A 24,385-nucleotide genomic window follows, 5' to 3' on the forward strand; every position below is an offset into this window, starting at 1 on the left:
GCTCACATCACTCGCGTTCGAACTTGAACACCGCCACGCTGGCCATCACGTTGGGCAGCGTGCGCACCACCTCGCCGTTCTGCAGACCGAAGCTGTCCAGGATCTTGAGGCGATTCTTGCGCGCCAGCACGCCGAAGTCGGCGAAGGTGCCGACGCGGATGTTGGGCGTGTCGTACCACTCGTAGGGCAATGCGCGCGTGACCGGCATGCGGCCGAACAGCACCTGCAGCCGGTTGGGCCAGTGGGCGAAGTTGGGGAAGCTGACGATGCCCATCTTGCCGACGCGGGCCGTTTCCTTGAGCATGGCTTCGGCATTGCGCAGGTGCTGCAGCGTCTCCAGCTGCAGCACGACGTCGAAGCTCTGGTCCTCGAAGATGGACAGGCCTTCCTCCAGGTTGCGCTGGATGACGTTGACGCCGCGCTTCACGCAGGCCAGCAGGTTGACGTCGTCCAGCTCCACACCGTAGCCGCTGCAGCCCTTGTGCTTGATGAGGTGCTCCAGCAGCTCGCCGGTGCCACAGCCCAGGTCCAGCACACGCGAGCCGGGCGGCACGAGGGCCGCGATGACGGGATCGAAGCTCATACGGCCACCCCCTTGATCTGCAGGGCGGGCCGGGCCGCGGGGCACAGGTTGCCGGCGACGCGCTCGAAGTAGGCCCGCAGCACGCCGTGGTAGCGCGGATCGTCGAGCAGGAAGGCGTCGTGGCCATGCGGCGCGTCGATCTCCGCATAGGACACGTCCAGCCGGTTGTCGAGCAGCGCCTTGACGATCTCGCGCGAGCGCGCCGGCGAGAAGCGCCAGTCGGTCGTGAAGCTGGCGACGAGGAACTTGGCCTTGGCGGAAGCGAACGCACGCGTCAGGTCGCCGCCGTGCTCGGAGGCCGGGTCGAAGTAGTCCAGCGCCCGCGTGATGAGCAGATAGGTGTTGGCGTCGAAGTAGTCGCTGAACTTGTCGCCCTGGTAGCGCAGATAGCTCTCGATCTGGAACTCGATGTCCTGCGTCGAGTAGCCCAGAGCGCCGGTCTTGAGCTCGCGGCCGAACTTCTCGGCCATGACGTCGTCGGACAGGTAGGTGATGTGGCCGATCATGCGCGCCACGCGCAGGCCGCGCTTGGGCACCACGCCATGTTCGTAGAAGTGGCCGCCGTGGAAGTCCGGGTCGGTCACGATGGCGCGGCGCGCCACCTCGTTGAAGGCGATGTTCTGCGCCGACAAATTGGGCGCCGTCGCGATGGCGATGCAGTGCGCCAGCCGGTCCGGGTAGCGCAGCGCCCAGTCCAGCGCCTGCATGCCGCCCAGCGAGCCGCCCAGCACGGCCGCCAGCTTCAGGATGCCGAAGCGCTCGACGACGCGGGCCTGGGCGTCCACCCAGTCCTGCACCGTCACGACGGGGAAGTCCGCGCCCCAGGCCCTGCCGGTCGCAGGATTCACGTGCATGGGCCCGGTCGAACCGAAGCAGGAGCCGAGGTTGTTGATGCCGATGACGAAGAACTTGTCGGTGTCCAGCGCCTTGCCCGGGCCAATGAGGTTGTCCCACCAGCCCTCGCTCTTCGCCTGGCCCGCGTAGGTGCCGGCCACGTGGTGGCTGGCATTCAGCGCGTGGCACACCAGCACCGCGTTGCTGCGCTCGGCGTTGAGCTGGCCGTAGGTCTCGACCATCAGGTCGTAGGCCGGCAGGCTGGCGCCGCTGCGCAGCTTCAGCGGCTCGTCGAAATGAAAACTCTGCGGCGACACGTCGCCGACGCTTCGGCCCGTCATGGCCCACTCCAAAAACGAAAAAACCGCGCCACTGTTGCGGGACGCCGGTTGACCGGAGCGTCCTGTTTAGCGGCATTTATTGAGCGCCCGCAATCCGGAACAAATCGGCGCTTGATGTCGCGCAGTTTAGCGGACCGGCGGCTGAACGATGATGCCGAGCTCCAGGAGGCTGCCGATGAGAGTTGCGCTGTTGCTGATCCCTGCGCTGCTGGCCGGCTGCGGCGACAAGGCGCCCGACGGCTGGACCGGCTACGCCGAGGCCGAGCTGGTCTACATCGCGCCGCCGGTGGCCGGCCGGCTCGACACGCTGGCCGTGCGCTCGGGCGAGGCCGTGGCCGCCGGCCAGACGCTGTTCGCACTGGACGCGACACCTGACATCGCGGCCGACGCCGAGGCCCGCGCCCGTGCGCAGAGCGCCCAGGCCCAGGCGCTGGATGCCGACAAGGGCCGCCGTGCGCCCGAGCTGACCGTCTCCCGCGCGCAGCTGGACCAGGCCCGCGCGGCCGAACGCCTGGCCGGCATCGACCTGACGCGCCAGCAGGAGCTGCTGGCCAAGGGCTTCGTCGCCCAGGCCCGCGTGGACGACGCGGCGACGACGCTGGCCCAGGCGCGTGCCCGCGTCGCGGAGCTGGACGCCGCCGTGCAGGTGGCGCGGCTGCCGGCCCGCGACGATGCGCGCACCGCCGCCCGCGCGCTGGCCCAGGCCGCCGAGAGCGGCCGCGCGCAGACCGCCTGGCGCGTGGAGCAGACGCAGCAGCGCGCGCCGATGCCGGCCCGCGTGCAGGACGTGTTCCTGCGCCCCGGCGAGTGGGTCGCGGCCGGCCAGCCGGTGCTGGCGCTGCTGCCGCCGGCCAACCGCAAGGCGCGCTTCTACGTGCCGCAGTCGGTGGTGGGCGGGCTGAAGCTGGACGCACCTGTCAACCTGCATTGCGACGGATGCGGCGCGGCGATTCCCGCGCGCATCAGCTTCATCGCCGCCGGGCCGGAGTACACGCCGCCGGTCATCTACTCCAACCAGCAGCGCGACAAGCTGGTCTTTCTCGTCGAGGCGCGGCCGGTGAAGGCCGAGGACGCGGAGCGCCTGCACCCAGGCCAACCGCTGGACGTCAGCCAATGACCGACCTCGCCATCGACGTGAAGGGCCTGAGCAAGTCCTACGGTGGCCGCAAGGTCGTCGACAGCGTGGACATGCAGGTCGCCACCGGTCGCATCGTCGGCTTCCTGGGCCCCAACGGCAGCGGCAAGACGACGTCGCTGCGCATGCTGTGCGGCCTGCTGACGCCCGAGGCCGGCGAGGGCCATGTGCTGGGGCTGGACTTCCGCCGCCAGGCCGCCGAGGTGAAGCGCCAGGTGGGCTACATGACGCAGAAGTTCGGCCTCTACGACGACCTCTCCATCCGCGAGAACCTGGACTTCATCGCGCGGCTGTTCTCGATGCCGGACCGCAGGGCTGCCGTCGACGGCGCGCTGCAGCGGCTGGGCCTGGCGACCCGGCAGACGCAGCTGGCCGGCTCGTTGTCCGGCGGCTGGAAGCAGCGCCTGGCGCTGGCCGCCTGCCTGCTCCATCGCCCCCGGCTGCTGCTGCTGGACGAACCCACGGCCGGCGTCGACCCCAAGGCGCGCCGCGAGTTCTGGGACCAGATCCACCAGCTGGCGCAGGAGGGCATCACGGTGCTGGCGTCCACGCACTACATGGACGAGGCCGAGCGCTGCGACGAACTGGTCTACATCGCCTACGGCCGCGTGCTGGCACGCGGCACGGCGGCAGCCATCGCGCAGGACGCCGGCGCCCGCGACCTGGAGGACGCCTTCGTCAAGCTGGTCGGCCAGGCCACCGACAACTTCGCCGGGGCCGGTGCGTGATGCAGTCGCTGGCCCGCACGTTCGCCGTCGCCTTGAAGGAAGTGCAGCAGATGCTGCGCGACCGCCTCACGTTCGCGATGGCGGCAGGCGTGCCCGTCATGCAGCTCATCCTGTTCGGCTACGCGATCAACACCGACCCCAAGGGCCTGCCCACGGCCGTCGTGTCGCAGGACGCGAGCCCGATGGCGCGCAGCCTCGTCGCGGCGCTGCAGACCAGCGGCTACTTCCGCATCGTCGAGACCGGCATCGGTGAAGCCCGCGGCGACGAGTTGATGCAGCGCGGCGACATCCAGTTCCTCGTCGTCGTGCCGGCCGACTTCGGCGCCCGCATCGTGCGCGGCGAGACGCCGGCCGTGCTGATCGCCGCGGATGCCACCGACCCCTCCGCCGGCAGCAACGCGATGGCCGCCCTGAGCCAGCTGGCCCAGACCGCGCTGAACCGCGACCTGCGCGGCGCGCTGGCCCCGCGTGCACCGCAGGCCGCGCCGTTCGAGGTGCGCATCCAGCGCCGCTACAACCCCGAGGGGCTGTCCCGCTACAACATCGTCCCCGGCCTGGTGGGCACCATCCTGACGATGACGATGGTGATGCTGACCTCGCTCGCCATGACGCGCGAACGCGAGCGCGGCACGATGGAGAACCTGCTCGCCACGCCGGTGCGGCCCATCGAGGTCATGGTCGGCAAGATCCTGCCCTACATCGTGCTGGGCTACGTGCAGCTGGGCGTCATCCTCGGCGCGGCGTTCGTGCTGTTCAACGTGCCGATGGTGGGCAGCCTGCCGCTGCTGCTGGCGATGATCGGCGTGTTCATGCTGGCCAACCTGGGCGTGGGCTTCACGTTCTCGACGCTGGCGCGCAACCAGCTGCAGGCGCTGCAGCTGACGTTCTTTTTCTTCCTGCCGTCGATGCTGCTGTCGGGCTTCATGTTCCCGTTCCGCGGCATGCCAGGCTGGGCCCAGCACCTCGGCGAGACGCTGCCGCTGACGCACTTCCTGCGCATCGTGCGCGGCGTCATGCTCAAGGGCTCGGGCGCGGCCGACCTGCTGCCCGAGCTGTGGCCCATGCTGGCCTTCCTGCTCGTAGCCGGCAGCGTGGCGCTGCTGCGCTACAAGCAAACGGTTGATTGATTCGGCGCGCCCGGCGGACGGGCGCTGACCGGCCACCAGAATGCTGCGTCCCGCTCCCGCCGCGCAGCGCCATGCCCCAGACATCGCCGGATGACAGCCCGCCGCAGCGGCGCGAATTCAACGCCTACGCACTGGCCGCCGTGCTGCTGCTGCACGTCGCGTTGCTGATCGCCGTGCTGTGGTGGCGCGCGCAGCCGATGGACGTGCCGCCGTCGCAACACCGCACCGAGATCACGCTGTTGCTGCCCAAGCCGCCGATGCCGCCGAAGCCCGATGACGCTGGCGCCAAGCCGGCGACGCGCCCCAGCCTGGCCCTGCCGGCCGCGAAGTCGCCCGAACTGCAGCTGACACTGCCGCCGCGCGAACAGCTCGTGCGGGAAGCCATCGTGCCCGTCGTCAGCAACCCGGACTCGGCGCTTGTGCTGGCCGGCGGCCTGCCGGGCGCCGTCAGCACCGGGAGCGGGGGCGGCGGCGGCGCGGGCGGCGCAGGCGCCAGGACCCAGGGGGCTGGCCGCGGTGGCGGTGGAGGGGGCAGCGGCCTGCTGTTCGCCGACTGCGCCGACACACCGGATCGGCCAATGGTCGCCCAGCTCTACCGCCTGAGCTCCAGCGCCACGTCGGTGGCCGACATGGCGCGGCGCAAGCCGGTCAAGACGGTGTGCCTCGCCCAGCTGGACATCACGCCGCGCTCCTTCCGCCAGGGCTTTCCCGGCGTGGACGACCTCATCGAATGGTTCGGGCTCGACATCCGCTTCACCGTCAACGTGCCCGGCGACGGCACGTGGGACATGACGCTGCTGTCCGACGATGGCGCCGTGCTGAGCATCGACGGCGTGGAAGTCATCAACAACGACGGCCTGCACTCGGCCCGCTCGCAGCGCGCGACGGTGACGCTGGCCCAGGGCCCGCGCCAGTTCCGCGTGCGCTACTTCCAGGGACCACGCGACAGCATCGCGCTGGTGCTCGCCTTGAAGCGGCCGGAGGCCACCGAATGGCGCTATCTGCCGGCCAACGTGCTCGCGCGCCCGCAGGCCGTCTCGCCGGCCCGGCATTGATGCCCTGCATCAATGCGCCACGGCCAGCCGCCGGCCGAGGTAGGGCAGCGCGAACAGGTAGAGGCCGGAGAACAGCTGCAGGAACAGCGGCGGCAGCGGCGCGTAGGTGATCCACGCGGGCGGCTCGCCGGGCGACAGCGCGCGGGCGACGAAGTTGGCCAGCACGGCCAGCGTGAAGACGATGGACAACCAGCGGTGGCTCTGGCGGGTCCAGTGTTCGAGGGTGCGGGTCATCGGGTGCTCTTTCGTCGAGTGAGCACCCAGTGTTGCCGCCGCGCCCTTGCGGCGCTTCTCCAAAACTGCGGTCTTACTGCTGCTGTCGCTGCTGCATCTGCGCCAGCAGCTCGCCCATCTTCTGGTGCACCGCCTGGATGGCCTTCAACGGCCGGATCATGACCTTGAAGTCGGTAATCTGGCCGGCATCGTTCCAGCGGATCAGGTCGACCCCGTTGACCTGCACGCCCGACAGCTCCAGCTCGAACTCCAGCAGCGCGTCGCGCTCGCCGCGGATCTCGCGCACGTAACGGAAGGTCTCGTTGCCCAGGATCATCAGCGCCGCGCCGAGGTACTGCGCCGCCAGCGTGCGGCCGCGCTGTGGCGTGTGCACGACGGGCGAGTGGAAGACGACGTCGTCGGCCAGCAAGCCGCCGAGCGCGCGCGGGTCGCGGGCCTTGGCGATCGAATGCCAGGCGTCGATGGGGTGGGTCATGTGGGGCTCCAGTGATGTCGAAAGACGGCCGCGACGTCGGGATGTTGCTCCACGCGCAGCAGCTGCGCATGGAAGGCGGGCCGCTCGGCTTGCAGGTGCGCCCGCGCGCCGGCCCACTTGGACACGACGGTGGCCAGCAGCTCCAGCGCGCCGGGCGAGCCGGCGTCGAAGCCGACGGCGAACTCGTCGGCGAACACCGACCAGTGGTGGTGCAGCTGCGCACGCGAGCCGGTGCGGATGCGTTCCTTCATCGCGTCGTCGCAGGGCTCGCACCAGCGCTCGGGGTAGTCGATCACGCTGACGGCCGCGTAGCAGTTGGCCGGGATGTAGACCAGGCCGCGCAAAGCCCGCGCGCGTTCGCTCGCACCGGCCGGCAGCAGCAGGCCCGGTTGGCAGCTCAGGCCCAGGTGGATGAGGATGGCCGCGCTCTCCGTCAGCACCGTGCCGTCGGCCAGCACCAGCGTCGGGATCTGGCCCAGCGGGTTCACGCGCAGCAGCTCGTCGCGGCCCGGCCCCGGCGTCCAGGAGGACGCGTCGACCGGCGTGAAGGCAAGGCCGGCGCGCACCAGCGCGGCCTCGATGGCGGCGGAGCCCGAGCCCCGCGTCCCGTAAAGCGTCAACATGTCCTGACCCCTTCGTCGAGCGTGCAAAATCGTCGCACATCATGAGCACGTCACCCGCCCTGCCTCCCTCCCGCCGACGTGCGCCGACGACGAGCTTCGGCCGCGTCAGCGTCGGTGTGCAGGGCCGCGTGATGATGTCCATCGCCGAGGGGCCGTTCGATGCCGAGCTGATGGCCGCAACCAAGCGTGCCATCGCGCTGGCCGGCAAGCGGCTGCCGGCCGACCGGCGCTTTGGCGACCTGCTGGAGATCCGCGGCAGCCTGCGCATGGACGCCGACGCGCTGGCCCAGCTGCGCGCCAGCATCGAGAGCTTCTCGAAGCGCGGCCTCGTCGCCATCTCCACGGTCTTCCTCGTGCAGCCCGGCATCCCCGGCATCGAGCGGCTGCCGGCGCTGATGGACATCTGGCGCGCCAGCCGCCCGGTGCGCCGGGCCGACAACTTCGAGGCCGCCTGGGCGCTCGTCAACGCCGACCTGAAGGCCGCCGGCCTGCCGCCACAGGAGCCGCCGCCACGGGGCTGACGCGCGTCAACCCACGCTGCCGGGTTGCGGTTCGGCCGCGTAGATCTCGGGCCCTTGGATGTCAGTCGCCATGGCCGCCAGCGCCTTTCCGAACTCGCGCGAGCCAGGCACCCGGAAATGCGACTGCAGCGCCGCCTTGTCGACCCACTTTTCTACAAAGACCAGGCGCAGCGGGTGCTCGGCATCACGGTGGACCGCATGTGCGAGGCAACCCGGCTCGGCGCGGGAGCGCTCGACGTGCTGACGGCTCATCCGCAGCGCCTCGTCGAACTGCTCGGCGCGAACCGTGACATGGGCCAGGACGATGATCATTTGCAAGCTCCCGTGAACGGCCAGGCGCGCTGCGCCGGCCGCAACTGCTCCCATGCCGCCCCCAGCGCCAGCACGCCGGCATCGTCGAAGCGGCGGCCGATGATCTGCAGGCCGATGGGCAAGCCCGCCGACGTGTAGCCCGCATTGATGGCAAGCGCCGGCTGCTCGCTCATGTTGAATGGCAGCGTGAAGGCGATGTGCTCGAACGGCCGCGCCGGGTCGTGCAGCGGGCTGGCCTGGTGGGCCGGGTACGCCGGCATGGGCGAGACCGGGGACAGCACGAAGTCGAAGGGCTCGCAGGCCGCGTTGGCCGCCTCGCGCAGCGCCTGCATCTGGCTGTAGCCGTGGAAGACCGTGGCGCCGTCATAGCCCGCGGCCGGCGCGACCCAGTCGAGGATGTAGGGCAGCACCTTGGCGCGCCGCTCGGCCGGCAGCGCCGAGATGTCCAGCCACGAGCGCATGCGCCAGAAGCGGTCCATGCCGTCGGCCATCTCGCGCGTCGTGAAGCCGGCAACCGGCTCGACGATGGCGCCGGCCTGCTCGAAGGCGCGCGCGGCGGCGGTGATGGCCGCCGCGACTTCGGGCTGGACGAACTCGCCCCAGCCGGCGTCCAGCATCAGGCCGATGCGGAGCCCGCGCGGCTCGACGGCGCGAAGCGCGAACTCGCCGGGCGGCAGCTGCGTCGGGTCGCGCGCGTCGGGCCGGGCCAGCGCCGCCAGCATGAGCGCAGCGTCTTCCACCGTGCGGGTCAGCGGCCCGGCGACGCGGCCGGCATAGCCGGGCTTGATCGGCACGCGGCCGTGGCTGGGCTTGAGCCCGACGAGGCCGCACCAGCCAGCCGGCAAACGGATGGAGCCGCCGATGTCGGTGCCCAGGTGCAGCGGGCCGTAGCCAGCGGCCGCCGCGGCGGCGGCACCGGCGCTGGAGCCGCCCGGTGTCAGCGCCGTGTCCCACGGGTTGCGCGCGGGCTCGGCGTAGAGGCTGGACAGGCCGGAGCTCAGCATGCCGTAGTCGGGCATGGTGGTGCGGGCCCAGGCGACGGCGCCGGCCTCGCGCAGCCGCGCGGCGGGTGGCGCCTCGAAGTCGGCCACCGCGCCGTCCGGCGTCGCGGCCGTGCCGAGGCGGTAGGCCGCGCCGGGCACGGCGATGTTCTCCTTCAGCGTGACGGGCACGCCGTCCAGCGGCAGCGCGGTGCCGGCGCGCCAGCGCACCTCGCTGGCACGGGCCGCGGCGAGTGCGCCTTCCGCATCCACAGCGCACAGCGCATGCAGCTGGCCCTCGCGGGCCGCGGCATGCGCGAGCACGGCCTGCACGACGTCCACCGGCGACAGCTCGCGCCGGGCATAGGCCGCCAGCAGGTCGGCCGCGCCGAGGTGGATCACTTCTTCAGCTTCTCGGCGGCCTTCAGCATCGCGTCGATGTGACCGTCGGGGTCCATCGCCGCGTGCACCGCGGCGACCTTGCCATCCGTGCCGATCAGGAAGGACACGCGGTCGGCCATCGTGCCGGGCACCATCTTCAGGAACACGTCGTACTCCTTGATGACCTTGCCGGCCGCGTCCGCGCCGACGGCGAACTTGTTGCGGCAGGCCTCGACGCTGAACTTCTTCAGCGTGTCGATGTTGTCGTTGGACATGCCGATGACGGTCGTGCCCAGCGCCTTGAACTTGTCGGTCGCCTCGGCGAACTGGTGGGCCTCGACCGTGCAACCGCTGGTGAAGGCCTTGGGATAGAAGTACAGCACCACCGGGCCCTTCTTCAGCGCCTCGGCGAGGTTGAACTTGAAGGCCTGGCCGCCGACCGCGGCCTCGGTCGTGAAGTCGGGAGCGGCCGCGCCGACGGCGAGGGCGGCGTGGGCGGTGGGGATCAGCAGGGCCGCGAGCAGGGCCGTCAGGAGTCGGGACATGGGGAACCTCGTTGGTCGGGTGGGCGCAGGATAGCCAAGCCAGCAATCCCCGTCGTCGGCCTCGGTCAAGTTCGCCCAACCGACCGACTGCCGGCCTGCGCGCCGCGACGCGGTAAGGTCGAGGCGGCCCTCACTGAACCCACCCATGACCGCAACGCTGAAATCACTGATCCTTCGAGCCCGCGCCGAGCACGACTGCAGCCCGGGGGCCAGCCCCGACGAGATCGCCAGCGCGGAGAGCCGGCTCGGCCACCACTTCCCGGAAGAGCTTCGCGAACTGCTGAGCGAGTGCAACGGCATCCGGTTCTGGACAACGGGCAACTTCCCATGCCGGCTGCTCCCTGTCGGCGAGATCAGACCGGTGCACCTACTTCTCGAGACTGAAGAAGGGCCGCCGGGCACGGTCGCACTCGTCGAATCACAAGGCGACTTCGTCGCGATGGGTCTGGACCGGGAAGGTCCCGGCTATGCGCAGCTCATCGACTGTTCGCACGAGACCTTTCCGCATGAACTGCTCAGGGTCTGTGGCTCGATACCGGACTTCTTGGCGCTGGTTCTCGACAGCCAGGACGACGAATGGATCTGGCCCGCGGCGCGGGTTTCCGGAGTCGACTTCGCCGAGTGAGCGCCCCGCTCTCGCCGCGGGCGCCCCCTTCAACGCTGAAGCAGCCCGTCAGCCAGCCAGCGCTGCAGCGCACCGATGACGGCGGGCGCGGCGGCTTCGGGGTCGCCCAGTTCGGCGGCGGCGCGCTCGCACAGCAGCGCGAACGGCGCCTCGTCGGCGACTGCATCCAGCAGCGCCGCCTCCAGCGGTTCCAGCGAACGCCAGCGTGTTTCACCGGCCTGGCGCCAGGCCAGCAGCACGTGGTCGTGCGGCTCGGGCTCGGGCAGGTCGGGTTGGTCGGCACCTAACTCGGGCTCCCACTCGCGCAGCAGGCGCCAGGCGGGCTCGATGGCGTGGCCCAGCCGCACGCGCCGGGCGCTGGGGTGCAGGTGCAGCACCAGGCCGGCCCAGTCGTCGGGGCCCAGCGCGGCCAGCGTGGCGGGGGCCAGCAGCGGCGCGTCGGCCGCGTCGAAGGCGCCACGCAGCGCCCAGTCCATCGCGGCGAAGTCGACGAGGCTGGCGTGGGGCACGAGGTCGTCCGCGGCCGCCGCCATGAAGCCGGCCAGCTCGTGGCCGAACCAGCGGATGGACGGGTGGCGGCTGGGATGCGCGGCGATGTAGGCCTGGGCCAGCGCGTCGAAGCCGTCATCGCCCAGCGCGCGGGCCAGCACGGTGTAGTTGTCGGCCAGCGCCTCGGCCAGCCGCGCACGGTAGGCGTGGCGATACACGGCCAGGCCCGTCGCGAAGTCGCCGGCCAGCAGGCCGGCGGCGTCGCCGTCGTCGCCGTCGTCGCGGATGGCGGCGGCGAGCCGGCGCTGTTGTTCGACAACGCTCATGCACTCGCCTCCCGGGCCAGCCGGCGCGCCACGGCCAGCTCGGCCAGCAAGCTGTCCAGCGGCGGGATGTGGTCGTCGCGCTCGATCATCGTGGGCACGGCGCCGAAGCGGCGCACGGCATGCTGGTAGAGCTGCCAGACCTCGTCGCGCACCGGGTGGTCGTGCGTGTCGATGACGATGTCGCCGCGGTCCTCGTGGCCGGCGAGGTGGATCTGCGTGACGGGCTCTGTCGGGATGCCGTCGAGGTAGGCGACCGGGTCGAAACCATGGTTGCGGCCCGAGACGTAGACGTTGTTGACGTCCAGCAGCAGCCGCGCACCGGTGGCCCGCAGCAGCTCGGCGATGAAGTCCCACTCGGTCATCTCGTCGGCCGCGAAGCGCACGTAGCTGGACACGTTCTCCAGCACCAGCGGCCGGCCGAGCGCGTCCTGCACCTGGGCGATGCGGGCGCCGACATGGTCCAGCGCAGCACGCGTCAGCGGCACGGGCAGCAGGTCGTGCAGCTGGCTGTGCGCGTCGGCGCTCCAGCACAGGTGGTCAGACACCCAGCCAGGTTCGATCCGGTCGGCCAGGCCTTTCAGGTCGCGCAGATAGCCGAGGTCCAGCGGCTCAGGGCCGGCGACGGACAGGGATACGCCGTGCATGACCAGCGGGTAGTCGGCACGGATGCGCTCCAGGTGCGCCAGCGGCGGGCCGCCGGGCACGAGGTAGTTCTCGGAAATGATCTCCAGCCAGTCGGGCCTCACGTCGGCATCCACACCCGCCTCGAAGGCGGCGTAATGCTCGACACGCAGGCCGAGGCCGAAGCCTTGGATTTTGGTCATATCGAGTAGGAATTTGACGCGGGGCCGAAGGCTCCCGCGCCATCCTGCAGCAGCCGTGGAACTGGCTTTGCCAGGCCACTGGCTGCGCCCCCTTGAGGGGGAGGCGCGTCAAGCGCCTCGGGGGTGGGTCACTTCTCCACCTTGCCACCGGCCTTGGTGCACTCGTCGGCCGACTTCTTGCTGACCCAGCCCTGGCCCTTGCAGCCGTTCTGGCCCTTGCAGCCGTTGTTGGCGGTCTTGCACTCGGAGGTGCCCTTGCAGCTGTTTACGCCGGAGCACTTGACCATGCCGTCGGCGGCCATGGCGGTGGTGGGCACGGCGGTGGCGAACAGGGCGGCGGCGGCAGCGGCAATGCCCAGGCCGGTCTTGAGGGATGCGTTCATGAGAGGTCTCCAGAAAAGAGAAGTGGTTGAGATCGGGTCACCACAGGTCGAGGCCGGAAGAGGCCTGGCATCGACTTGCCAGCGTCCGTCGGGGGCCCTGCCCTACTCCTTACAGCCGACGCGCAGATTCTGATTACCCGCCGTTATGACCGCAACGGCGCGTGGCATTCGTCATGGCCCGGGGCCACCCGCTAGAGTCCTGCGGCTTGCGAGCCTCATTTCCCATGCTGAACACCGAAACCCCCAGCACACGCCACCCCGACCTGGACACCTACGCCACGCCGGCGCTGCTGGATGCCTTCATCGACGACCAGACCGCCGCCGTCGCCGCGGTGAAGGCCGCCGCCCCGCAACTCGCCGCCGCGGTGGACGCCGCGCTGCCGCGCATCCGCGCCGGCGGCCGGCTGCTGTACGCCGGCGCCGGCACGTCGGGGCGCCTGGGCGTGCTGGACAGCGTGGAGCTGTACCCGACGTTCTCATGGCCGCGCGAGCGGGCCGTCGCCGTCATCGCCGGCGGCCCCGGCGCGATGTTCGTCGCCGTCGAAGGCGCCGAGGACGACCGCGCCCGGGGCGCCGCCGACCTCGCCGCGCTGAACCCCGGCCCCAACGACGTGGCCCTGCTGCTGGCCGCCTCGGGCGGCACGCCCTACGTGCTGGGTGCCATCGAGGCGGCCAGGGCGGCCGGCACGCTGGCCATCGGCATCGCCAACAACCCCGGCGCGCCGGTGGCGCAGCAGGCCGACATCGGCGTCATTCTGGACACCGGCCCCGAGGTCATCTCCGGCAGCACGCGGCTGAAGGCCGGCACGGCGCAGAAGATCGCGCTGAACACCTTCTCGTCGGCGCTGATGGTGAAGCTGCACAAGGTCTACGGCAACCTGATGGTGGACCTGAAGGCGACCAACGCCAAGCTCGTCAAGCGGGCGGTGGCGCTGACGGTGCGCGCCTCGGGCGCGAGCGAGGCACAGGCCGAAGCGGCGCTCGCGCAATGCGACCACCACGTGAAGACGGCGCTGGTCATGCTCAAGCGCGGCGTGACGGTCGGCGAGGCTCGGGCGCTGCTGGACGCCACCGAGGGCAGCGTGAGCCGCGCGTTGAACAAATGACGAGCGAAGTGGCAGGGCCCGCAGCGCCGGGCCGCCCCAAGCAAGGGCCCATCCCCTCGGGGGATCGACCGCCGTACCCGGCGGGCGAGAGGCGGTCATCCCCCTGGGCCTGGGTGCCCAGCCTGTACTTCGCGCAGGGGCTGCCCTACGTGGCCGTCATGTCGCTGTCGGTGCTGCTCTACAAGAACCTGGGCATCTCCAACACCGACATCGCGCTCTACACGAGCTGGCTCTACCTGCCCTGGGTGCTGAAGCCACTGTGGTCACCGCTGGCCGAGCTGTTCGGCACCAAACGCGCGTGGATCGCGGTGCTGCAGTTCTTCATCGGCGCGGCGCTGGCGGGTGTCGCCCTGACCATCCCGACCGACCACGCCTTCCAGCTCTCGCTGGCCGTGCTGTGGCTGATGGCCTTCGCCTCGGCCTCGCACGACATCGCGGCCGACGGCTTCTACATGCTGGCCCTGCCGCAGCACAGCCAGGCGGCGTTCGTCGGCGTGCGCTCCACGTTCTACCGGCTGGCCAACATCGCGGGCCAGGGCGCCCTCGTCTACCTGGCCGGCGAGCTGACCGAACGCAGCGGCTCGGTGGTCACCGCGTGGAGCGACGTGTTCTGGGCGCTGGCTGCGTTGTTCGTCATGCTGGCAGCCTGGCACGCGCTGGTGCTGCCGCGGCCGGCGTCGGACGTGCCCGGAGCCGGCTTCGCCGCCGCGCGCAGCCTCGTGGCCGAGTTCTTCGCCGTGTTCGCAAGTTTTTTCAAGAAGCCCGGCATCGCCGTCATCCTCGGCTTCCTGCTGCTGTACCGCTTCCCCGAAGCGCAGCTGCTCAAGCTGGCGTCGCCCTTTCTGCTGGACAGCGCCGACAAGGGCGGGCTGGGCCTGTCGACCAAGGCGGTCGGCATCGCCTACGGCACGGTGGGCCTGGTCGCGCTGACGCTGGGGGGGCTGGCGGGCGGCTGGATCGTCTCCCGCATCGGCCTGAAGCGGGCGCTGTGGCCGCTGGTGGCTGCCATGCACGTGCCCAACGTGGCCTTCCTCGTGCTGGCGCTGACGCACCCAACGGACCTCGCCGTCATCAGCGCCGCACTGGCCGTCGAGCAGTTCGGCTACGGCCTCGGGTTCACTGCCTACCTGATGTACATGATCCTCGTCGCCGAAGGTGAGAAGAAGACCGCCCACTACGCGATCTGCACCGGCTTCATGGCACTCGGGATGATGATCCCGGGCATGTGGAGCGGCTGGCTGCAGGACCACATCGGCTACGTGCCCTTCTTCGGCTGGGTGCTGGTGGCCACGCTGCCCAGCCTCGTGATGGCGGCACTCATCAAGATCCCCGACGGCTTCGGCAGGAAGGACGACGACGCGTGAAGCAGCGCCTTCTCAGCCTCGACGCCTTCCGCGGCTTCGCCATCGGCGCGATGCTGCTCGTCAACAACCCGGGCGACTGGGGCCATGTCTACGCGCCGCTGCTGCACGCGCACTGGAATGGCTGGACCTTCACGGACTGGGTGTTCCCGTTCTTCGTGTTCATCGCCGGCATGTCGATGACGATCAGCCTCGCACGCCGCGCCCAGGCCGGTGCGGACAAGGCCGCGCTGTTGCGGACCACCGCGCGCCGAGGCCTCACGATCATCGCCATCGGCCTGCTGCTCAACCTCATCCCCAGCTTCGACTTCGCGACGCTGCGCGTCCCCGGCGTGCTGCAGCGCCTGGGCCTGTGCACGCTGCTCGCCGCGCCCATCGTGCTGTGGTGCAAGCCGCGGGGTGTCGCACTGTGGGCCGTGGCGCTGATGGCCGTCTATGCCGCGGTGCAGCTGGGCGTGCCGGTGCCCGACGCGACGGGCGCCGTCCACACCGGCGCGCTGGAGCCGGGCCAGGACGTGGGCGCCTGGCTGGACCGCGCGCTGCTGGACGGCCACCTGTGGAAGGTCTCCCGCACCTGGGACCCCGAAGGCCTGCTCAGCACGCTGCCCGCCGTGGCGACGCAGCTGCTGGGCGTGCTGGCCGGCTACGTGCTTGCCTCCAACCGGCAACCCGCCGAGAAGGCCATGACCTGGGTCGTCTTCGGCCTGGCCAGCCTGTGGCTCGGCCAGGTGCTGGACGCGACGCTGATGCCCATCAACAAGTCGCTGTGGACGCCAGCCTACGTTTTCGCGATGGCCGGCTGGGCGCTGCTCGTGTTCGCCAGCTTCTACTGGCTGCTGGACGCCAGCCCGCAGCCGCTGGCCCGCGGGCGCTGGGCGCGGCTGGCGCACCCGCTCGTGGTGCTGGGCATGAACGCAATCTTCCTGTTCGTGCTGTCGGGGCTGATGGCCAAGGCGCTGGGCCTCATCCATCTCGCCGATGGCCGCAGCCTCGGCGCGGCGCTGTACCAGCCCATCCTCGACCTGGGCCTGCCGCCCAAAGGCGCGTCGCTGCTGCGCGCCGTGCTGTTCGTACTCTCGATGTACGCCGTCGCCTGGGCGCTGTACCGCAGGCGCTGGTTCATCAAGGTCTGAAGTCATCATGAAACGTCGCGATCTGCTGAGCCTCACGGCCGCACCGCTGCTCGCCGCCTGTGCGACGCCACCCACGCCGCCGGCATCGCCCGCCGGCCCGCCCGAGGGCGCCGCCACGCCGCCGACCGAGACCGCCTCGGCACCCACCACCACGCCGCACGCGGCCCCCACGCCACCGCCGCGCGAATGGCGCGCCGCCTGGGTCGCCACCGTCGCCAACATCGACTGGCCGAGCAAGAAGGGGCTGAGCGCCGACGCCCAGCAGGCCGAGATCCGCCAGCTCTGCGAGGTAGCCCGGCGCACGGGCCTCAACGCGCTGATCCTGCAGGTGCGCCCTGCCGCAGACGCCATCTACGAGTCCGCGCTGGAGCCGTGGAGCGAGGTCCTCACCGGCACGCAGGGCCAACACCCCGGCTACGACCCGCTGGCCGTCTGGCTGGCCGAAGCGAAGCTGCGCGGGTTGGAGCTGCACGCCTGGATCAACCCCTACCGCGCGCGACACAGCACGGCCAAGTCCGCGCCGGCCGCCGTGCACGTCAGCCGCACGCATGCCGACTGGGTGCGCCGCTATGGCGACCAGCTGTGGATGGACCCCGGCGAGCCCGCCGCCGCGGAGCACACGCTGGCCGTCGTGCGCGACCTGCTGACGCGCTACGCCGTCGACGGCATCCACATCGACGACTACTTCTACCCGTACCCGGTGCAGGACGCTGCCAAGAACGACGTCGACTTCCCCGACGAGCCGAGCTGGCAGAAATACGCCGCCGGCGGCGGCAGCCTCGCGCGGGCCGACTGGCGCCGCTACAACGTCAACGGGCTCGTGCAGCGGCTGTACGCGGTGGCGCACGAGACCCGCCCCGGCACGCGCGTCGGCATCAGCCCCTTCGGCCTGCCGCGGCCCGACCTGCGCCCGGCCGGCATCACCGGCTTCAGCCAGTACGACAAGCTCTACGCCGACGTCGAGCTGTGGCTGCGCGAGGGCTGGCTGGACTACCTCGCCCCGCAGCTCTACTGGCCGCGCGCTCAAGTTCCGCAGGCCTTCGACGTGCTGCTGCAGGCCTGGGCAGCGCTGAACCCGCTGGACCGCCCCATCCACCCGGGGCTGTTCACGAGCCGCATCGACGCGACGCCGCAGAGCTGGCTGCCCGACGAGATCCTCGGCCAGATCGACAGCATCCGGCGCCTCGCCCCCGGCAGCGGCCACATCCATTTCAGCCTCGTGGCGCTGGCGCAGAACCGCAAGGGCATCGCCGACGCGCTGCGCACCGGCCCGTACGCGCCCTGACGCCTGCGCCGCACCGAGGCTCAGGTCGGTCGCACCCGCACGCCCAGGCGCTGGCGCAGGTCGTCCAGCAGCGTGCGGGCGGGTAGCGACAGCGCCCGGTCCTGCCGCCACACCAGCACCCATTGCCGCCGCAGCGGGAAGCCCGCCACCGGCAGCACCACCAGGCCTTCGCTGGCCGGGTCGGCGGCCAGCGTGTGGCGGGACAGCAGCGCCAGCCCCAGGCCGGCGCGCACCGCGTGCTTGACGGCCTCGTTGCTGCCCAGCGCCATGCGCGGCGGCCATGCGATGCCACGTTCGGCCAGCGCCTCCTCCAGCACGGCACGCGTGCCGGAGCCGGTCTCGCGCGCGAGCAGCGGCTCGCCCACCAGATCCTGCAGCCGCAGGCGGCGGCGCGCGGCCAGCGGGTGTCCCAGCGGCGCGATCAGCACCAGCGGGTTCTCCAGGAAGGGCCAGCGTGCCAGCGGCAGGTGGGTGGGGGGCCGCATCATGGCGGCCAGTTCGTCGTCGCCCCGCTGCAAACGGGCGACGACGGCGTCGCGGTTCTCCACCGCCAGTTCGATGCGGATGCCCGGGTAGGCCCGCGCGAAGGGCCCGAGCAGGTCGGGCAGGAAGTACTCGGTCGTCGTCACCGCCGCGATGCGCAGCCGCCCCTGACGCAGTCCCTGCAACGCCGCCGCCTCCTCCTCGAACTGCTGCCAGCGCGCGGCCATGTCACGCACGGCCTGGGCCAGTTGCTCAGCCACGGCCGTGGGCGCCAGGCCCCGGCCGTGCGGCTCGAACAGCACGAGCCCGAGGCTGGACGCCAGTTCCTTCAACTGCGTCGAGACGGTCGGCTGGGCCAGGTGCAGCGCGCGCGCGGCGCGGCCCACGCCACCCAGACGGACGGTGGCCTCCAGGCTGCGCAGCTGCGGCCAGTTGGCCCGCCAGGGTTTCTCCAGTCCGGGGGGCGGCACATCATGCATTGGTTGATCCGATGAATGGCATCGACATAAATCAATTGTGCATATCTATGTCCGTGCGCACCATCGCGTCCCGCCATGCAAAACTTCCTCGACCCCGCCATCCTCTTCTTCGTCTTCGGCCTGCTGGCCGGAGCCATCAAATCCAACCTGGAGATCCCACAACCCATCGCGCGCTTCCTGTCGCTGTACCTGCTGATGGCGCTGGGGCTCAAGGGCGGCTTCGCACTGGCCAGGTCGGGCCTGACCGCCGAAGTCGCCATCAGCCTGGGCTGCGCGCTGCTGCTTGCCGTGGCGATACCGACGCTCGGCTACCTGCTGCTCACGCGCCTCGTGTCGCGCTTCGACGCGGCCGCCATCGCCGCCACCTACGGCTCGGTCAGCGCCGTGACCTTCATCACCGCCACGCAATACCTCGACGGCCACGGCCTGGCCTTCGGCGGCCACATGGCGGCGGCCATGGCGCTGATGGAGTCGCCCGCCATCGTCATGGCCGTCGTGCTGGCCAACATCGCCCGCCGGCGCGAGGGCAGCACGGCGCATTCGCACAGCCTGAAATCGGTGCTGCACGAGTCGCTGACCGATGGTGCCCAGCTGCTGCTGATCGGCGCGATGGCGGTGGGTCTGATCACCGGCCCGGCGGGGGAGGCCGGGTTGAAGCCCTTCGCCGGCGACCTGTTCAAGGGCATGCTCGCCCTCTTCCTGCTCGACATGGGCCTGCTCGCGGCGCGCAACCTGGGCTCGCTGCGCGGCGAGTCGCCGAAGCTGCTGGCCTATGCGCTGCTCGCGCCGCCGGTACACGCCTCGCTGGCCCTGGGGCTGGCCTGGTCCTGCGGCCTATCGGCCGGCAACGGCGCGCTGCTGATGGTGCTGGCCGCCAGCGCCTCCTACATCGCCGTGCCGGCCGTGGTGCGCATCGCCATCCCCGAGGCGCGGCCGGCGCTGTACTTCGGCATGTCGCTGGGGCTGACCTTCCCGCTGAACATCCTGGCGGGCATCCCGGTCTACGTGGGGCTGGCGCAGCGGGTGCTGTGAGGCGCGGCGGACTCGCGGTTCGAGCGGCAGCGTCTCGCAAGCCCAGCCTCCGCCACGTCGGTCCCGACATCCCGCTCACCCTCCCCGCGTAAGCCTGGATGAGCATCAGGCGGTTACGCCCCTAGCATGTGCGCTGCTCGCCGCGATCGCCCCCGTGCCACGCGGCGAGGTGATTCCCCGGGGCATTGGACCGACGCCGGATGACAACGTTGTCCAATTCGCTGCGACCCTGACACAGCGACAGCCCGACGGCAGCGCAATATTTCATAGAGTTTCACCGCCATGAGCACGAGTTCAACCCGCATCCGCAACCCCTGGGCCTGGGTGACGACGTCCTACCTGTCCGAGGGCATCCCGTTCGCGCTGGTCATCTGGGTCGCCGGCACGATGCTGAAGGACCTGGGCCACTCCGACGGCGAGATCACGCTGGCCACGGCCAGCATCGGCATCGCCTGGTCGCTCAAGCCGCTGTGGGCCGCCTTCCTGGACATGTTCAAGACGAAGAAGTTCTTCGTGCTGTGGATGGAAGTCATCATGGCCGCGCTGCTGTGCGCCATCGCCGTCGCGCTGCCGCTGCCCAACTACTTCCAGATCACCATCGCCGTGCTGTGGGTGATGGCCTTCTGCTCGGCCACGCAGGACATCTGCGTCGACGGCATCTACATCACCTCGCTCGACGAGAAGGGGCAGGCCCGCTACATCGGCGTGCAGGGCGTGTTCTGGAGCGTCGGCCGGCTGTTCGGCACGGCCCTCATCGTCTGGATCGCCGGCTCGCTGAAGGAGGACCACCACCTCAGCAGCACGACGGCCTGGAGTTGGGCGCTGGCGGCGTCGGCCGCGACACTGGTGCTGCTGGCCGTCTACCACTGGTTCGTGCTGCCCACCGGCAGCATCGGCGACCGACCAGAGAGCATCAAGGCCGCGTTCCGCACCTTCGGCGACGCCATCGTCGACTTCTTCAAGAAGGACAGCATCTGGGGGATGCTGCTGTTCGTCCTTCTGTACCGCAGCTCTGAGGGCCTGCTGCTCGTCGAAGGGCCGCTGTTCCTGCAGGCCGCGCCGGACCTGGGCGGCGTGGGCCTGTCGCTGAAGGACAAGGGTCTCATCGACGGCACCATCGCCACGGCCGTCAGCCTCGCGGCCGGCCTGCTGGGCGGCGCCTTCATGGCCCGCTTCGGCCTGAACCGCCGCACGCTCATCATCATGGCGCTGTGCCTGAACATCCCGCACGTCTGCTTCGTCGTGCTGTCTCAGATGGCGGGCTCGGGGCACGCGCTGTCGTTCTGGACCGTGGCGAGCCTCGTGACGCTGGAGAAGTTCGGCTACAGCTTCGGCTTCGTCGCCAACATGCTCTACATGATGCAGCAGATCTCGCCGGGGCGTTATCACATGACGCACTACGCGTTCGCGAACTCGATCATGAACCTGACGCTGGTGCCGACGCAGATGATCTCCGGCCCGCTGGCCGACCACTTCGGCTACCAGACCTACTTCCTCGTCGTCATGGTCGCGGCCATCCCGTCGGTGGTCGGCGCCATGATCGCGCCCTTCCCGCGCAAGCCGGGCGAGGCCCAGGCAGTCGGCGGCCGGCCGCACTGAGTCGGCCGGCACGCCGGCACAGGGCGCCCCACCGAAGCGCCCGCACAAGAACATCAACAGGGAGACAGACATGGTGCAGCGAGGCCTGTGGGCACGGTTCTGCGTTGTGCTCGGCATTGTGGCGATGTGCTGCGTCGGCACACCCGCCGGCGCGGCGGACAAGCCGCTGCTGCCGGCGGAGACCTTCTTCCGGCACCCCGCCATGCTGGACGTCAAGCTGTCGCCCAGCGGCCGCTACGTGGGCCTCACGTCGGTCCGCGACAACCGCGTGGGCCTGCTGGTGGCGGACCTGCAGACGAACGAGCCGGCCAAGGTCGTCGCCTTCTTCGCCAAGCAGGACGTCGTCGAGTTCCACTGGGTGAACGACGAGCGCATGCTCTTCAAGCTGGGCCGCATCGAGCCGGCCGCGGCCACCACCCACCTGCCGGGGTTGTTCTCGGTGGACGTCGCCACCGGCAAGTACAACGAGCTGATCTGCAGCGAGATCAAGTCCTGCTTCCAGCAGACCGGCGCACTGAAGTTCGACCACGGCCTGATGTGGGTGCCACGGCCACAACCCGGCGTGCGGCCCGACGAAGTCATCATCGGCCAGTACGACCCGCGGATGCGCCACATCGAACCCAAGTGGCTGGACGTGACCGCCACGCTGACGCGCCGCATGGACATGCCCAAGCCACCAGAGCGCGCGATGCGCTGGTGGTTCGACAGCCAGGGCCGGCCGCGCCTGGTCCTGAGCGTCTACGACGAAGACGGCCGCGGCGAGTACCACTGGCTGGCGCCGGGTGCCGACCACTGGCGGCAGCTGGCCAGCTTCAAGCTGCTGGAGCCGCCCTTCGAGCCGGTGGACGTCGCCGACGACGGCACGCTGTACGTCAGCGAGTCGCGCGGCGCCGCACGCGAGGCCGTGCTCACCACCTTCGACTTCGACACCGGCAAGCCCTCGCCCCGGGTCGTCGTCCAGGCTCCCGGCTTCGACTTCCGCGGCTCGCTGCTGCACGGCGACCCCGGCCAGGGCGTGCTGGGCGTGAGGCTGGAGACCGACTCCCAGGTCACGGTCTGGACCGACCCGGCGATGAAGAAGTTCCAGGAAGAGGTCGACCGCCGCCTGCCCGGCCGCGTCAACAGCGTCGTCTGCCGCCGCTGCGGCGCACCGGACATGCTGGCCCTGGTGCACTCCTTCTCTGACCGCGACCCCGGCCGCTACCTGCTCTACCGCGCGCAGACCCAGCGCTGGGAGTCCGTCTCCATCGTCATGCCCGGCGTGAAGGCCGCCCAGATGTCGAGCGTGGACTTCCAGCGCATCAAGGCCCGCGACGGCCGGGACCTGCCGGTGTGGCTGACGCTGCCGCAGGGCGTGGAGCCCGGCAAGCCCGCACCGGCCGTCGTGCTGGCCCATGGCGGCCCCTGGGTGCGCAACGGCTACTGGCGCTGGGAACCGATGGCGCAGTTCCTGGCGTCGCGCGGCTACCTCGTCATCGAGCCCGAGTTCCGCGGCAGCACGGGCTACGGCGATGCGCACTACAAGGCCGGCTTCAAGCAATGGGGCCTGGCCATGCAGGACGACCTGGCCGACGCGCTGCTGTGGGCACGCCAGGCGGGCCTCGCGACGGACCGGGCCTGCGTGATGGGCGCCAGCTACGGCGGCTATGCCACCTACATGGGCCTGATCCGCAACCCCGAGCTGTTCCGCTGCGGCGTGGCCTGGGTGGGCGTGGCCGACCTGCCATTGCACGTGGCGGGGTCCTTCTGGGTGTCCGACGACATCAGTGCCGCCGCCCGCCAGTACGGCTACACCGAACTCATCGGCGACCCCAAGACCGAGATGGCCCGGCTCGTCGACGTCTCGCCCGTGGCCCAGGCGGCACGCATCAAGGCGCCGCTGCTGATGGCCTACGGTGCCGAAGACCAGCGCGTGCCCAAGGAGCATGGCCGCCGCCTGCGCGACGCGATGACCAAGGCCGGCAATCCGCCCGAGTACGTCGAGTACGACCACGAAGGCCACGGCTGGCAGTTGATGAGCACGCGGCTGGACTTCGCCAACCGCGTCGAAACCTTCCTCGCGCGGTACCTGCAAGCCTCGCCCTGAAACCGCGGCGCCGCACGCCGCGCCACGAAATCAAAGTCGGCTTCGGCGCGCCCCTGATTGCCAGCGCCGGCCGCCCCACCTAGTCTCGCGCGCCACACGGGCGGCACAGCCCGAGCGGAGACAAAACTTGGCGACCTCGTCCACGCCCGCCGGCGCCGACATGTCCGACGGGCCGGACGCCACCCGCCTGGCCGCGTTGCGCCGCCGGCCGCCGCTGCCCGTGGCCGACTGGCTGGGCCTGCCGCCCGCCCTGAGCCTGCGCGACGGCGAGCTGCAGCTGTTCGACGGCCACAACCGCTGGCCCGACGCCCACGTGCCGCCGCTGCTGGACCACCTGCTGCTCGTCGTGCTGGCCGCCGCCGGCTCCGCTTGCAGCTGGCTGCCCGGCGAGCCGCCGCAGGCCCGCCCGCTGCCACCCGGCCTCGTGCTGCTGCTGCCCGCGGGCGAGGCCGCGTACCTGCGGCTGCCGGCCGAGCACCACCTGCTGCTGCTCAGCCTGCGCCCGCGCCTGCTGTACGCCGCCGGGCGCACGCCGTTCCGCCTGCGCGCCTGCGCCGGCCGGGCGGATGCCGTCATCGAAGGCATCGCCCGCACGCTGTGGGCCGCGGTTCCACACGGCACGACGGGGCAGGACCTGGGCCTGCACCTGGGCCGTGCGCTGGCCACGCATCTGCGCGCCCACCACGCGCAGGCCGCCGTGCCCGAGCGCGCCGGCCTGAGCGAGCTGCGCCTGCGCCGCGTGCTGGACCACCTGCACGCCCGGCTGGACCAGCCCATGGACCTGACCGAAGCCGCCGACGTGGCCGGCTGCAGCGTGTCCCACTTCGCCCACCTGTTCAAGGCGGCCATGGGCGTCTCGCCGATGCGCTACCTGCGCGAGCAACGCATGCTGCACGCCCGCGAGCTCGTCGAGACCACCCGGCTGAGCATGTGCGAGATCGGCCTGCGCGTGGGCATCCCGGAGCCGGCGCAGTTCTCGCAGGCCTTCCGCGCCCATTGGCGCACGCCGCCGTCACAGCTGCGGCGACAGGGTTGATTTCGTTTCAAAACATACAACCGATATAAACGAACCGCCGTTTCATTATTGATTTCCCTTGGTTTCAGCAAGCTGGCGAAACCGGGAGCAGAAATCCCCAAGCCCCCGCCCGACGCCGTCGTTAGATTGCGCCGCGGCCGCTTCCCGGCGGCCTCACGAGGGGGCTGACACGCCTCGACTCCCTCGAGCCTGCACTCCGCGCCATGGCCCGACGCCTGGCGTGCGCGGTGCCCCAACCACCGGCCACGCCCCGTGCCGGCCACC

Annotated in this window: 25 protein-coding genes, 1 pseudogene and 1 riboswitch; of the genes and pseudogenes, 14 read left to right on the plus strand and 12 right to left on the minus strand. The window is 70.7% G+C overall.

The window, feature by feature from the left end; genetic code table 11:
- Positions 1-7 precede the first annotated feature (7 nt).
- On the minus strand, positions 8-583 hold the full coding sequence (gene metW / locus ACG04R_RS07585) for a methionine biosynthesis protein MetW (RefSeq protein ID WP_394407679.1): 576 nt from the start codon (positions 581-583) through the stop codon (positions 8-10).
- Positions 580-1,758 carry a homoserine O-succinyltransferase MetX gene (metX, locus tag ACG04R_RS07590; RefSeq protein WP_394407681.1) on the minus strand — a complete coding sequence of 393 codons (1,179 nt, stop codon included), beginning with the start codon at positions 1,756-1,758 and terminating at the stop codon, positions 580-582. Before metX ends, metW begins: the two co-directional genes overlap by 4 nt.
- A 45-nt stretch (positions 1,759-1,803) precedes the next feature.
- A riboswitch (SAM riboswitch) is annotated at positions 1,804-1,879 on the minus strand.
- Between the two features lie 54 nt (positions 1,880-1,933).
- Here metX and ACG04R_RS07595 point away from each other — a divergent pair.
- The 4 genes and pseudogenes from ACG04R_RS07595 (at position 1,934) to ACG04R_RS07610 (ending at position 5,803) form a co-directional block, all read left to right on the plus strand.
- The gene (locus tag ACG04R_RS07595; RefSeq protein WP_394407683.1) at positions 1,934-2,875 is read left to right on the plus strand and encodes an HlyD family secretion protein; all 942 of its coding nucleotides are present in this window, start codon (positions 1,934-1,936) and stop codon (positions 2,873-2,875) included.
- Positions 2,872-3,531 (plus strand): annotated as a pseudogene (ccmA, locus tag ACG04R_RS07600) (heme ABC exporter ATP-binding protein CcmA); the annotation flags it as partial. The gene ACG04R_RS07595 and the pseudogene ccmA, both read left to right, overlap by 4 nt.
- Positions 3,532-3,620: 89 nt before the next feature.
- Complete coding sequence (locus ACG04R_RS07605) at positions 3,621-4,748, plus strand: ABC transporter permease (RefSeq protein ID WP_394407685.1); 1,128 nt, start codon at positions 3,621-3,623, stop codon at positions 4,746-4,748.
- A 71-nt stretch (positions 4,749-4,819) separates the two neighbouring features.
- Positions 4,820-5,803 (plus strand): PA14 domain-containing protein, encoded by a 984-nt coding sequence (locus tag ACG04R_RS07610; RefSeq protein ID WP_394407687.1) that lies wholly within the window; start codon positions 4,820-4,822, stop codon positions 5,801-5,803.
- Positions 5,804-5,812: 9 nt separating this feature from the next.
- Here the strand turns inward: ACG04R_RS07610 and ACG04R_RS07615 are convergent, their stop codons facing one another.
- The 3 genes from ACG04R_RS07615 to ACG04R_RS07625 all read right to left on the minus strand — a co-directional run bounded on the left by ACG04R_RS07615 (position 5,813) and on the right by ACG04R_RS07625 (position 7,135).
- Positions 5,813-6,037, minus strand: coding sequence for a hypothetical protein (locus ACG04R_RS07615; protein WP_394407689.1), 225 nt, complete (start codon positions 6,035-6,037; stop codon positions 5,813-5,815).
- 73 nt (positions 6,038-6,110) lie between these two features.
- On the minus strand, positions 6,111-6,512 hold the full coding sequence (locus tag ACG04R_RS07620; protein WP_394407691.1) for a nuclear transport factor 2 family protein: 402 nt from the start codon (positions 6,510-6,512) through the stop codon (positions 6,111-6,113).
- Positions 6,509-7,135 carry a glutathione S-transferase N-terminal domain-containing protein gene (locus tag ACG04R_RS07625; RefSeq protein WP_394407693.1) on the minus strand — a complete coding sequence of 209 codons (627 nt, stop codon included), beginning with the start codon at positions 7,133-7,135 and terminating at the stop codon, positions 6,509-6,511. The genes ACG04R_RS07620 and ACG04R_RS07625 overlap by 4 nt, the downstream gene beginning before the upstream one ends.
- Positions 7,136-7,176: 41 nt before the next feature.
- Here ACG04R_RS07625 and ACG04R_RS07630 point away from each other — a divergent pair, with 41 nt between their 5' ends.
- The gene (locus ACG04R_RS07630) at positions 7,177-7,656 is read left to right on the plus strand and encodes a hypothetical protein (RefSeq protein ID WP_394407695.1); all 480 of its coding nucleotides are present in this window, start codon (positions 7,177-7,179) and stop codon (positions 7,654-7,656) included.
- A 6-nt stretch (positions 7,657-7,662) separates the two neighbouring features.
- Here ACG04R_RS07630 and ACG04R_RS07635 read toward each other — a convergent pair whose 3' ends face one another.
- From ACG04R_RS07635 to ACG04R_RS07645, 3 genes are read right to left on the minus strand one after another with little or no spacing between them, the layout of a single operon-like run.
- Positions 7,663-7,968, minus strand: a complete 306-nt coding sequence (locus ACG04R_RS07635) for a putative quinol monooxygenase (protein WP_394407697.1) — start codon at positions 7,966-7,968, stop codon at positions 7,663-7,665.
- Positions 7,965-9,347, minus strand: a complete 1,383-nt coding sequence (locus ACG04R_RS07640; protein ID WP_394408291.1) for an amidase — start codon at positions 9,345-9,347, stop codon at positions 7,965-7,967. Before ACG04R_RS07640 ends, ACG04R_RS07635 begins: the two co-directional genes overlap by 4 nt.
- Positions 9,347-9,874: a peroxiredoxin gene (locus tag ACG04R_RS07645; RefSeq protein ID WP_394407699.1), complete on the minus strand. Its 528-nt coding sequence runs from the start codon at positions 9,872-9,874 to the stop codon at positions 9,347-9,349. The genes ACG04R_RS07640 and ACG04R_RS07645 overlap by 1 nt, the downstream gene beginning before the upstream one ends.
- Before the next feature lie 145 nt (positions 9,875-10,019).
- On the opposite strand from ACG04R_RS07645, the gene ACG04R_RS07650 reads away from it, so the two are divergent.
- On the plus strand, positions 10,020-10,499 hold the full coding sequence (locus ACG04R_RS07650) for an SMI1/KNR4 family protein (protein ID WP_394407701.1): 480 nt from the start codon (positions 10,020-10,022) through the stop codon (positions 10,497-10,499).
- Positions 10,500-10,528: 29 nt separating this feature from the next.
- Here ACG04R_RS07650 and ACG04R_RS07655 read toward each other — a convergent pair whose 3' ends face one another.
- From ACG04R_RS07655 to bufA2, 3 genes are all read right to left on the minus strand, one after another.
- Positions 10,529-11,314, minus strand: coding sequence for an HvfC/BufC family peptide modification chaperone (locus tag ACG04R_RS07655; RefSeq protein WP_394407703.1), 786 nt, complete (start codon positions 11,312-11,314; stop codon positions 10,529-10,531).
- Positions 11,311-12,138, minus strand: a complete 828-nt coding sequence (bufB, locus tag ACG04R_RS07660) for an MNIO family bufferin maturase (RefSeq protein ID WP_394407705.1) — start codon at positions 12,136-12,138, stop codon at positions 11,311-11,313. The genes ACG04R_RS07655 and bufB overlap by 4 nt, the downstream gene beginning before the upstream one ends.
- Before the next feature lie 128 nt (positions 12,139-12,266).
- Positions 12,267-12,521 carry a BufA2 family periplasmic bufferin-type metallophore gene (bufA2, locus tag ACG04R_RS07665; RefSeq protein WP_394407707.1) on the minus strand — a complete coding sequence of 85 codons (255 nt, stop codon included), beginning with the start codon at positions 12,519-12,521 and terminating at the stop codon, positions 12,267-12,269.
- Between the two features lie 173 nt (positions 12,522-12,694).
- Here bufA2 and ACG04R_RS07670 point away from each other — a divergent pair, with 173 nt between their 5' ends.
- The 4 genes from ACG04R_RS07670 to ACG04R_RS07685 all read left to right on the plus strand — a co-directional run bounded on the left by ACG04R_RS07670 (position 12,695) and on the right by ACG04R_RS07685 (position 17,406).
- On the plus strand, positions 12,695-13,627 hold the full coding sequence (locus ACG04R_RS07670; protein WP_394407709.1) for an N-acetylmuramic acid 6-phosphate etherase: 933 nt from the start codon (positions 12,695-12,697) through the stop codon (positions 13,625-13,627).
- Positions 13,628-13,740: 113 nt separating this feature from the next.
- Complete coding sequence (locus tag ACG04R_RS07675; protein ID WP_394407711.1) at positions 13,741-14,991, plus strand: MFS transporter; 1,251 nt, start codon at positions 13,741-13,743, stop codon at positions 14,989-14,991.
- Positions 14,988-16,121 carry an acyltransferase family protein gene (locus tag ACG04R_RS07680; protein ID WP_394407713.1) on the plus strand — a complete coding sequence of 378 codons (1,134 nt, stop codon included), beginning with the start codon at positions 14,988-14,990 and terminating at the stop codon, positions 16,119-16,121. The genes ACG04R_RS07675 and ACG04R_RS07680 overlap by 4 nt, the downstream gene beginning before the upstream one ends.
- Before the next feature lie 7 nt (positions 16,122-16,128).
- Positions 16,129-17,406 (plus strand): glycoside hydrolase family 10-like protein, encoded by a 1,278-nt coding sequence (locus ACG04R_RS07685; protein WP_394407715.1) that lies wholly within the window; start codon positions 16,129-16,131, stop codon positions 17,404-17,406.
- A gap of 20 nt (positions 17,407-17,426) precedes the next feature.
- On the opposite strand, the gene ACG04R_RS07690 is transcribed toward ACG04R_RS07685, so the two are convergent.
- On the minus strand, positions 17,427-18,368 hold the full coding sequence (locus ACG04R_RS07690) for a LysR family transcriptional regulator (RefSeq protein WP_394407717.1): 942 nt from the start codon (positions 18,366-18,368) through the stop codon (positions 17,427-17,429).
- A 75-nt stretch (positions 18,369-18,443) separates the two neighbouring features.
- Between ACG04R_RS07690 and ACG04R_RS07695 the strand changes: the two genes are divergently transcribed.
- The 4 genes from ACG04R_RS07695 (at position 18,444) to ACG04R_RS07710 (ending at position 24,121) form a co-directional block, all read left to right on the plus strand.
- A complete protein-coding gene (locus ACG04R_RS07695; protein WP_394407719.1) occupies positions 18,444-19,400 on the plus strand; it encodes a sodium-dependent bicarbonate transport family permease in 957 nt (318 codons plus the stop codon).
- Between the two features lie 282 nt (positions 19,401-19,682).
- Positions 19,683-20,999 carry an MFS transporter gene (locus ACG04R_RS07700; protein WP_394407721.1) on the plus strand — a complete coding sequence of 439 codons (1,317 nt, stop codon included), beginning with the start codon at positions 19,683-19,685 and terminating at the stop codon, positions 20,997-20,999.
- A gap of 70 nt (positions 21,000-21,069) precedes the next feature.
- Positions 21,070-23,085 (plus strand): alpha/beta hydrolase family protein, encoded by a 2,016-nt coding sequence (locus tag ACG04R_RS07705; RefSeq protein WP_394407723.1) that lies wholly within the window; start codon positions 21,070-21,072, stop codon positions 23,083-23,085.
- 127 nt (positions 23,086-23,212) lie between these two features.
- The gene (locus ACG04R_RS07710; protein ID WP_394407725.1) at positions 23,213-24,121 is read left to right on the plus strand and encodes a helix-turn-helix domain-containing protein; all 909 of its coding nucleotides are present in this window, start codon (positions 23,213-23,215) and stop codon (positions 24,119-24,121) included.
- Positions 24,122-24,385: the final 264 nt, after the last annotated feature.

This window comes from Pelomonas candidula (genome assembly GCF_043555985.1).
GTDB lineage: Bacteria > Pseudomonadota > Gammaproteobacteria > Burkholderiales > Burkholderiaceae_C > Pelomonas > Pelomonas candidula.